Annotated in this window: 8 protein-coding genes; 5 read left to right on the forward strand and 3 right to left on the reverse strand. The window is 38.2% G+C overall.

What is annotated here, in order from left to right; all coding sequences use genetic code 11:
• Positions 1-15 precede the first annotated feature (15 nt).
• From Q0371_RS00965 to Q0371_RS00975, 3 genes are all read left to right on the forward strand, one after another.
• The gene (locus Q0371_RS00965; protein ID WP_298467112.1) at positions 16-2550 is read left to right on the forward strand and encodes an SH3 domain-containing protein; all 2535 of its coding nucleotides are present in this window, start codon (positions 16-18) and stop codon (positions 2548-2550) included.
• A 158-nt stretch (positions 2551-2708) separates the two neighbouring features.
• Complete coding sequence (locus tag Q0371_RS00970; protein ID WP_298467116.1) at positions 2709-3416, forward strand: SH3 domain-containing protein; 708 nt, start codon at positions 2709-2711, stop codon at positions 3414-3416.
• Entirely contained in the window at positions 3417-4955 is a 1539-nt protein-coding gene (locus Q0371_RS00975; protein WP_298467119.1) for a SpoIID/LytB domain-containing protein, read from the forward strand. It begins immediately after the preceding gene.
• A gap of 483 nt (positions 4956-5438) precedes the next feature.
• On the opposite strand, the gene Q0371_RS00980 is transcribed toward Q0371_RS00975, so the two are convergent.
• From Q0371_RS00980 to Q0371_RS00990, 3 genes are all read right to left on the reverse strand, one after another.
• A complete protein-coding gene (locus Q0371_RS00980; protein WP_298467122.1) occupies positions 5439-5843 on the reverse strand; it encodes a histidine kinase in 405 nt (134 codons plus the stop codon).
• Positions 5844-5929: 86 nt separating this feature from the next.
• Complete coding sequence (locus Q0371_RS00985) at positions 5930-7099, reverse strand: CAP domain-containing protein (RefSeq protein WP_298467124.1); 1170 nt, start codon at positions 7097-7099, stop codon at positions 5930-5932.
• Positions 7100-7131: 32 nt separating this feature from the next.
• The gene (locus tag Q0371_RS00990; RefSeq protein ID WP_298467127.1) at positions 7132-7767 is read right to left on the reverse strand and encodes a YigZ family protein; all 636 of its coding nucleotides are present in this window, start codon (positions 7765-7767) and stop codon (positions 7132-7134) included.
• A 139-nt stretch (positions 7768-7906) separates the two neighbouring features.
• Here Q0371_RS00990 and Q0371_RS00995 point away from each other — a divergent pair, with 139 nt between their 5' ends.
• Both Q0371_RS00995 and Q0371_RS01000 read left to right on the forward strand, forming a co-directional pair.
• Positions 7907-9052: a sensor histidine kinase gene (locus Q0371_RS00995; protein WP_169358809.1), complete on the forward strand. Its 1146-nt coding sequence runs from the start codon at positions 7907-7909 to the stop codon at positions 9050-9052.
• A 37-nt stretch (positions 9053-9089) separates the two neighbouring features.
• The gene (locus tag Q0371_RS01000) at positions 9090-9764 is read left to right on the forward strand and encodes a response regulator transcription factor (RefSeq protein WP_251552765.1); all 675 of its coding nucleotides are present in this window, start codon (positions 9090-9092) and stop codon (positions 9762-9764) included.
• Positions 9765-10335 lie beyond the last annotated feature (571 nt).

The raw sequence follows: 10335 nt of genomic DNA on the forward strand, positions 1-10335 counted from the left end.
TTCAGGGAGGAAAAAATGAAAAAAGTAATCGCATCATCTGTTTTAGCAACTTCTGTCCTTTTGCCCATTAATCTTCTGACAAGTGATACAGTTCATACGTATGCTGCCTCGAACACAGCAATTGCGTCTACTCAACAATCTACGAAAGCTTTAATTACAAACAACAACGTCAATATAAGAAAAGGTGCTACAACTAGCTACAATAGCATTGGAAAAGTCCAAAATGGACAGCTAGTTACTATAATTGACCGCTTTACAAATGCTAGCGGTGAATTATGGTATAAAGTGAAAGCCGATTCTATGACCGGTTGGGTTATTAGTGATTATGTAAAAGAGGTTTCAAGTGCAGTAGGGGGGAATTCGACTGTTAATGGAAATTCTTATGTCGGTTCTACACAAAAAATAGGGAAATCCGCAGCTAATATGAGAAGTGGAGCCACTACTTCCTATAAACTATTATCTACTATTCCAACTGGTACTTCTTTGAAAATTTTGGGCAGCTTTACAAATGCTCAAAAAGAGGTTTGGTTTAACGTAGAATATCAAGGGAAAAAGGGCTGGGTTCTTTCGGAATTATTTTTACTTAGTGCCACTAACGGAGAAACTGGTACCTCTATGAAGGTAGTAAATCAATCGACAGTCCATAAAGGGGCAACTAAAAGCTATGCCACAGTTGCTACTGTCATAGCAGGCACTACATTAACTGTTCATCAAGAGTTTACAAATGCCGCCAAAGAAAAATGGATGCAAGTAACTTATGCAACAGGGAAAAAAGGTTGGATCCAAGCTACTGCTTTTGAAGAAGCAACAAGTGACTCTAAGACAGTTGTGAAAGCTTCTACTGTACATTCAGGGGCAACTAAAAGTTATAAAGTTGTGGCAACTATTAACGTAGGAACAAAGCTAGCAGTCCATCAGGAATTTACAAATGCTGCAAAAGAAAAATGGTATCAAGTAACTTATGCAACGGGCAAAAAAGGCTGGATATCTGGGGCAGCATTCGATAGTGTTTCTACTTCACCAGAAGCACCGCCATCTGAAACACCGGGCAATGGACAAGTTATAGAACAAAACACGAATCTAGTAGTTTCTGTTTCTGTAGCAAATATGCGTTCAGGCCCTAATATGTCTTATGACGTTGTTACTCAATCTAGATTAAACGACTCTTTTATCTCTACCCATTATGCATTAGATACAAACAATGAAAAGTGGTACAAGGTTGGCACAACTAGTGGGGAAGCTTGGCTTCATGAATCTGTAGTAAACGTTGTAGATAGCACGATAGAGCCCCCAGTAGTCACTCCTGGCAATGGAGAAACTGGAACTATTAAACGATTTAATGCTTTAGTTTATGCAGACAGTAAGTTCAATTCCGCGGTATTAAAGGGGCTCCCTATAAATACAGCTTTTACTGTGCTAAATAAAGTGAACGGTACAGATGGGACTAATTGGTTACATATTAAAGCAGGAGCAGTAGAGGGTTGGATTCCTGACTTTGAGGTAAGTGATAATATTCCTACAAAATACGCAACAAAAGCGTCTACTGTATTCAGCAGTGCAAGTGCAACGTCTAAAAAGGTAGAGTCTGTCACAGCAAGCTCGCCTTTAAGAATTTTACGTTCTTTAAATAGCTGGTTGAACGTTGAAACACAAAGTGGTAAACGTGGTTGGATTCAAGCATCTTTAGTATCCGATGCATCACCAGTATCCCTTATTAATGGAAGAACTGAAGTACGTAACGGACAAAATTATTTAGTATGGACTAAACCTACTAATTTTAAGATAACTTATACAATGCCATCTGCAAATGTATTAAAAATTAACGGTAATCTATCTAGTATTAATACAATTGCTTCCGGATTAAAGGGAGTAAAAAGTATGAAGGTAGATCAAGTATCTGGCGGTACCTCTGTATTAACTGTTACCTTTGATCCTAACTATACTTATACAATAAGAGATTACGATAAAGAGTTAACGATTAAGGTAGTTGCAAAGGGCTTAGCTGGGAAGAAAATAATTATTGATGCTGGTCACGGAGCGAAAGACCCGGGAGCAGTGGGTCCTAAAGGTACTCGCGAGAAGGATGTTAACCTTGGTACAGCTAAATTCTTGAAGGCAGAGCTAGAGGCTGCTGGAGCAATAGTAACTTTAACACGTAGTACGGATGTATTTTTAGAGCTAAAAGAAAGAACTGATATTGCTAATGCTTCAGATTATGATGCATTTATCAGTATCCATTCGGATTCATTCTCATCTACATCTAAAGGAACTACTACTTATTACAATACGTCAGTTAACTTTAACGGTCCAAAGAGTTTTACACTAGCGAAGAGCGTCCAAGCAAATCTAGTGAAAGAAGTTGGAACATATAATCGAGGAGTAAAACAACAAACATTCTATGTTAACCGAATGAATGAGATTCCTTCCGTGTTAGTGGAGCTAGCTTTTATCTCTAACCCTTCGGAAGAGGCATTATTAGCTTCCGATGCTTTCCGTAAAAAAGCAGCAGTAGGTATTCGTAAAGGATTACAAGACTTCTTTAATCAATAATTGTTAAGTAATAGGAAATTATGCCGATAAATATCCTAGGAGTGATTCCTAGGACATATCGGCCATTTTTTTGAATAAATTCTTTGTCGAAATATTGGGTCATTAGTCATTAGTCATTTCTAGCGACAAAACAATAAAAGATAGGAAGGAAGAAAAAAATGAAAAAGAAAATACTAACAACGATTGGTGTTGTATTAGGCTTAAGCTTTCTAATTGCAATTAATACACCAGCCTCTACAAAGGCAAATTCTAATCTACTATTAGCTTCAGTTGATTGGGTACAATCTCAATTGAATCCGTTAAATTCAAAAGTAACAACTTTAGAAAAGAAGGTTGCTGAGCAGGACGCTATGATTAAGCAACTGCAAAAAGCAGTTTCAGAGGGTGGCACAGTAATTCCGCCTATTCCATCAACACCTGACACACCTACACCTGGGACTTTACCTTCAGTTGTATACACAAATACTGGCAGCGTGAAGGTTCATAGCGGAGCTACACGTAACTACAAGGTGCTTGCAACATTAACAGCTAACAAATCATTAAATGTAATTGATCAGCACGGTACGGGAGCAAACCTATGGTACCGAGTAGAAGTCTCTTCAACTGTAAAAGGGTGGGTACATTCTGGAGACGTTACAACAACAAAGCCAAGTAATGTAACACCAAGCTCTGTCATTACAAAAGAAGCAGTAAACATTCGTAAAGGCGCTACAACTAGCTATGCTTCTATCGAACTAGTAGTAAAAGGAACTTCTTTAAAATACATAAGTTCTTTTAAAAATGCAAAAGGTGAAACATGGTACAATGTTCAATCCCCAAAAGGAAACAAAGGTTGGGTACTAAGTACGTTAACTGAGGTGAGATAATTGAATAAAAAATTTGTAGCAGTATTGGCGGCTGTTTCTTTGAGCTTTGCGTCAGCTAATACAGCACTTGCATACAAGCAAGAGACCTATTCGAAGCAAATACAAGTAGAGGTACATAATACCTTTACAACTTCTTTGACTTTAAATGGAGTTTATAAGTTAGAAAATCTTACAACTAAAGAAATGTTCTTTGCAATGCCCAATACACCTATAACATTTTCCCAAGTCAATGGAGAGGTTTCCATTTATCAAATGGGGGCAACTATGTACTCCTCCCAAGGCTATGCCTTACATGCTGTGACAGGAAGTGAAAAAATAGTTGTGTTTAGAGCTCCTGTAGAAGGAAGGAAGGGTGCAACCGCTGATTATGCGGTTGTAAAATCCTATCAACCGTTCCAAGGGGCAAAATATGTAACGGAGTTTACTAATGGGAATGGAGAGCTTTGGTACTCCATTACGGACGAACAAGGGGTATCCTCTTGGGTCCCTGCTAAAGACGCAACTTTATCATCTGTCGTCTCTCAGCCACTTGGTAAGACACCAAACGGCACGCAATATAGAGGAAGCTTCAATGTAGTGAAATCTGGATCCAATGTACAAATTGTGAATAGACTGGATTTAGAAAACTACTTAAAGGGAGTTATCCCAAATGAGTCTCCTGCCTCGTGGCATTTAGAAGCGCTAAAAGCTCAAACGGTAGCAGCTCGTAGCTACACGCTAAGCAAAGCTGGTATCTTAAGTAGCACGACTAAGGATCAAATGTATAAAGGCTATTCATCCGAGCACAAAAACTCAAATGCAGCAGTAGATGCTACGAGTGATTTAGTAGTTAAATATAAAGGTAAACTTGTACAGGCTTACTATTATTCTACTAGTGGTGGAAGAACAGCGAATATTGGTGATGTCTGGAATTCTACACAGGTACCACAATTTGTATCAGTCGATGATTCGATTGAACAATCTCCTTACAAGAACTGGTCTGTACAAATTCCGGTATCTAATATTTTGACGAAGTTTGGTTTTAGCCCGACTGATCAGCTATTGGATATTAAGCTGACAAAAGGTGGAGCAAATGGTGAAGTAACAGCCGTAACAGCTGTAACCACTGCAGGAGAGAAAACTATTACAGGAAATGAAACAGTAATGCGTAATGTTTTCTTAGATGCAAGCAACAAATCCTTGAAGTCAAGCTGGTTTGACGTTGCATTTACAAAACCAACTGGTGGAGGAGTAAATGATATTACTGTGCAACAGGCTAATGGAACAACTCCTGTAGATTCGCTAACTGGTGTTTCTGTTCAAACGGCTAACGGTATTGTAACGATTCCAGAAGGATCGGTAAGCATCCAAACTAGTACCGGTGTTGTGAACACAGATACTGTTCAAACTGGTATACAGTCTGTGACAGTAAACGGGAAAGGCTACGGACATCGTATCGGTATGAGTCAATATGGTGCCAAAGCTCGAGCAGAAGCTGGCTGGACATACGATCGCATACTCAAGCATTACTATCAGGGTGTAACGATTGAAAAATATTAATAAAACGAAAAAAGCAAGAACGTTGAGGAATCAACGTTCTTGCTTTTTTATATATAAATAATTACTTATCGCTTAATGGAATATAGATGAATAGAAAATCGCCGATTTACGCTTTAGGCGGACGCTTTCCACGGGGTGAGCGATAAGCCATCACCCATCGCTTTCGCGCGTGGTTGTGATGTCTTATCTGTCTCACTCATCCCGTTGGAGTCGCCGCCTGCCGCTACAATCACAGGGAAAGTAGGACCTTAAAGTGGGATCCTTTTGCGTTAAAGAAGCAAGTAAAAAGTTGCTTTTTCATAAGTAACTTATAAAATCAATCATTAGCATTATGCCTCATAATTAAAGATAATCATTGAAAACATGATGTTGAGACAACAACTTCCCGCCAGGGGGAGTAATACCAATGTATAAGCATTTTTTAGCGTCGTGAGGTATTATTCATTTTCAGTACTTCGGCAAAGACATATGAAGAGAGTTTTACTAGTCTTCGCTTATATCTTTTTTATCCCACATGCTAAACAATAAATATATTGCAGCTGTAGCAATAGCGAAAATTACAGCTCCCGTTACGGGTAAGTAGATGGAATCTAGGAAAAACGAAACGGCCATAATGAGTATAAATGATACAATCATATAACTAAAAAATTTATGGAACTTCTGATGATTTTCCGATTTACCTTCAATCAAAGCATCCACAAACATAATTATGACGAACTCAATAACTCCATAAATGATAATCAACCAAATTAGATTCGACCAATGATCATATTCAATGCCAACTAGCAATAGGACTCCAATTTCTGCTGCCATGGAGACAATAAGTGTGCCAAGAATACCAACTATTACTATTAATATACCAAATGCAGTTCCTAAATTTTTTTTCATATAATTTCCCTCGTTATTCGTGATGTCATTTAAAAAGAGTGTAGACAAAGCCAAAATACGAGACTTTGTCTACACTCTACTAGCTATTAAGGTTTTATAAAATTTTGAGTGTAATAAGGAATGGAGCCATGTGTCCATTTCACAAAGTAGACACCCACTCCTACATGGGTGTAGGCAGTGTTTATTACATTTTTTCGATGACCTAGTGAATTCATTAATGCTTCATGAGCAAAATATGGATCCGTGTATCCCATCGCAATATTTTCTCCGGCATTTCTAAATTGTACGCCGCCTTTTTCTAAACGGTCAAAAGGTGACTCACCTTTAAGGTTATTATGATTAAAATAATCGTTCTTGCCCATATCCGCACTATGCTTGCGCGCTACATCCGCTGCCTTTGGAGCCGATTGTAAAACTTGAACGCCATGAGCTTTTCTTTCTGCATTGATTAAATCAAATAAAAGATTCTCGTAGCCTGTTTCTAGTGTTGTAGACTTTTTGGGATATAAATTTGGATTATTGTTTATTAGTTGGTAGTCTACTAAGTAAATAGCTGAGATTTTATTGTCGTTATGGACGTCTATGAAGAAGTTTGCTTCATATTTTGGTGTAGAGTAAGTAATAATCTCTACTGGGTACGTATTTCCACTTGTTTCATAGCTTTTACCAAATTTGTTCTCGAGCTGACTGATTGTATTGGAAACGGAAATTCCGTTAACTTGAAAGCTTTTATCCTTTGTATATAAAGAAGATATTTTATTGCTAAGTGTACTGATCGCATAAAATTTGTCGTAATTGTTATGGTAAATCCCAGTAATTGCTCCAAACTCGTTAGCGACTGTTTTCTTCGCAGCACCGAGCTTATTAGTGACTGTTGAAATGGAATCGCCAATCATAAAAGAAGTTGTCGGAGCAGGTGTGCAATTTAATTGGCTAAGTTTAGATTTAGATGGTGTTTGATAAATAATCGATGTATCGTCCTTAATAACTAATCCGCCACCAAGGTGATAATATGTTGACTTGTTAGCATAGACTCGATAATTATCTCCAGGCTTTACTGTTCGGAATGTTTCAAAGTTGCCATTATTGTTTTTATAAATCGTTGTCGGCTGTTGGATAAGCACTCTACCAATCTGTCCTTTTTTCAGCTCAACGCCATCCCAAGTAACTTTATCTGGACAATCAGCTGCAAAAGTAATTGCAGGAGCAATACTTAAGCCGAATAGTAACATAAGTAAAATTGAGAATTTTTTCATCTTTTTCCATCACTCCTCTACCTAATTATAAATCAAACGACATCAAACTCCAAAAATACTTTTTCGACAATGTCGATTTTTGCTTGACCGTTTGTTATTTCTGTTACCCACTCTAAAAATTTTAACTCATCTTCGGCCTTGGTGTATACATATATTTCCACTAAATCTGCGTAAGCGATATCCTTTAGAGGATAGACTGAATTTCTAATTTCATTTTCAACTTTTCCTAGCCATGTATAATCTATGGAAATTTTCATTAAATGATGGAGCTGACATTCTACTTCTCCTGCTGCCTCGATGCCTTCCGTAGTCGCTTTACTATAAGCCCGAATAAGGCCCCCACCCCCAAGCTTAATGCCTCCAAAGTACCGTGTAACTACTACGACAGTATCTTTAAGTGCTCTTTTCTTAAGGACTTCAAGCATCGGAACCCCAGCAGTACCACTTGGTTCCCCATCATCATTCGCTTTTTGAATATGATCATGCTCGCCAATTATGTATGCAGAACAGTTATGATTAGCATCTTTATGCTTTTGTTTGATACTATTAATAAAATCTTGTGCTTCATCTTCTGTCTCAGCTCGTTGTATATAAGTTATAAATCGGGACTTTTGAATAATAATTTCACTTTGTGCGTATCCCTTAATTGTTTGATAATTGTTTCTCATAATAAATTTCCCTCCTAAATGCTTTGAAACATACTTGTAAACTAATTTTAATTTAATTTTAGTTAATTAGTGCTATAATAGAATTTGTCAGTAAAAATGAATGAAGACTCATGTTAAATGTCTAAAGGAGAAAAAACAGATGACGAACAAGAATCTTGAATTGCAATCGTTAGATGTTATTTTCGATCGAATGGTCGAAGTAATGGATCATTCGAAAAAGGATATATTTATTATAAGCGAACAAAGTCGTCAAAGCTTCGAGGAAATGAAAGTTGAGTTAGAAATAATTCGCGGAAGCATTGAGGCTGTCATTCTGGAAGGAGACTCGCTTGAGGCAAAGTCGAGACTTGCTCGTAATAGATTAGCAGAGGTTTCGAAGAATTTTAACTCATACGATGAACCGCAAGTACGTAGCGCTTACGAAAATGCAAATGAGCTTCAAATTAATCTTTTAATCAAACGTAATGAAGAAAAACAACTGAGACAGCGTAGAGATGAACTAGAAAGAAGGTTGCAAGGACTATTAGAAATGATAGAACGTGCAGACCAGCTTGTCAATCAAGTCAACATTGTCATCAACTATCTTACTTCAGATTTAAAGGAAGTGGGAGAAGCACTTGAAAACGCAAAAATTAAACAGGATTTTACACTGAAAATTATTGAAGCACAAGAAGAAGAAAGAAAACGCCTTTCAAGAGAAATCCATGATGGTCCTGCCCAAATGCTAGCAAACGTGTTACTAAGAACTGATTTAATCAATCTTACGTATCAGCAGCGTGGTGGAGAAGAGGCCATGAAGGAAATTATCGAATTGAAGAGCACTGTGCGCGAAGCACTTTCGGAGGTACGTCGCATTATTTATGACTTACGCCCAATGGCCCTAGATGACCTAGGTTTAATCCCGACGCTCCGAAAATACATTGCCACTACGGGAGAATACAATCCCACAAAGAAAATACATTTTCAAACATATGGAGAAGAAATACGAATTCAGCCTAAATTTGAAGTAGCCATTTTCCGTTTAATCCAAGAATGTCTGACGAACGGGCTAAAACACGGTCAGTTTTCCGAAGCATGGGTGAAGGTAGAATGGGTGAAACATAAGATGAACATTATCGTAAAGGATAATGGAATCGGTTTTGATCCAAAAGTAGTAAAAGAAAAATCATTCGGCTTGATCGGTATGCAAGAGAGAGTCGATTTACTAGAGGGTTCGATGAAAATTTTATCGACCCCAGGAAATGGAACTACTATTTTGTTTAGTATTCCAATAAATGAGGAATAGAAACTATAGCTGTTTTTTTAATAGGAGGAAATGACCAATGACAAAAATTATCATTATAGATGATCACCAACTTTTCCGTGAGGGAGTAAAGAGAATACTAGACTTTGAAGATTCATTTGAAGTAGTAGCAGAAGGTAGCGACGGCAACGACGTTCTACGCTTATATGAGCAAAACTTACCAGACGTAGTGTTAATGGACATCAACATGCCAACCAAAAACGGCGTAGACGCTACAGAAGAACTAATCGAAAAATTCCCTGAAGCAAAAGTAATCATGCTTTCTATCCATGATGATGAATCTTACGTATCTCACGCATTGAAAACTGGTGCATTAGGCTATATGTTAAAAGAAATGGATGCTGTGGCAATCGTTTCAGCGATCAAAGTAGTAGCTAAAGGCGGCTCTTACTTACATCCAAAAGTAACTCGTAATCTAGTATCAGAATTCCGTCGTCTAAGTGAACGCGAAAACAAAGGAAACTTCCACCAAACGGAAATCCGTCGCCCATTCCACTTATTAACGAAGCGCGAATGCGAAGTACTACAATTACTAACTGACGGACAAAGCAACCGTACAATTGGAGAAACACTATTCATCTCCGAAAAAACAGTTAAAAACCATGTATCCAGCATTCTTCAAAAAATGAACGTAAACGACCGTACCCAAGCCGTAGTAACCGGCATTAAAAACGGTTGGGTTGAAGTTCGATAATACTATAATAGATTAATATAGTGCCCAATATGTATGCCCCTCCAGATTTTTTTGCTGGAGGGGTTTTTGGTTTTGGGAGAACCTTGCGGAAACGGGCTAGAACCCTGCGGAGATGAGTGAGAACCTTGCAGAGACGATTACAAACCTTGCACAAATGAAAAAACCTTGCAGAAATCGGCTAGAACCTTGCAGAAACGAGATAGAACTTTGCAGAGATGGAGTCAAACCTTGCGGAGACGAGCACAAACCTTGCACAAACGAAAAAACCTTGCGAAGACGGGTTAGAACCTTGCAGAAACGAGATAGAACTTTGCAGAGATGGAGTCAACCCTTGCGGAGACGAGCACAAACCTTGCACAAACGAAAAAATCTTGCGGAGACGGGTTAGAACCTTGCAGAAACGAGATAGAACCTTGCAGAGATGGAGTCAACCCTTGCGGAGACGAGCACAAACCTTGCACAAACGAAAAAATCTTGCGGAGACGGGTTAGAACCTTGCAGAAACGAGATAGAACCTTGCAGAGATGGAGTCAACCCTTGCGGAGACGAGCACAAACCTTGCACAAACGAA

The sequence above is a fragment of the uncultured Psychrobacillus sp. genome, assembly GCF_938022135.1.
Classification (GTDB): Bacteria; Bacillota; Bacilli; order Bacillales_A; family Planococcaceae; genus Psychrobacillus.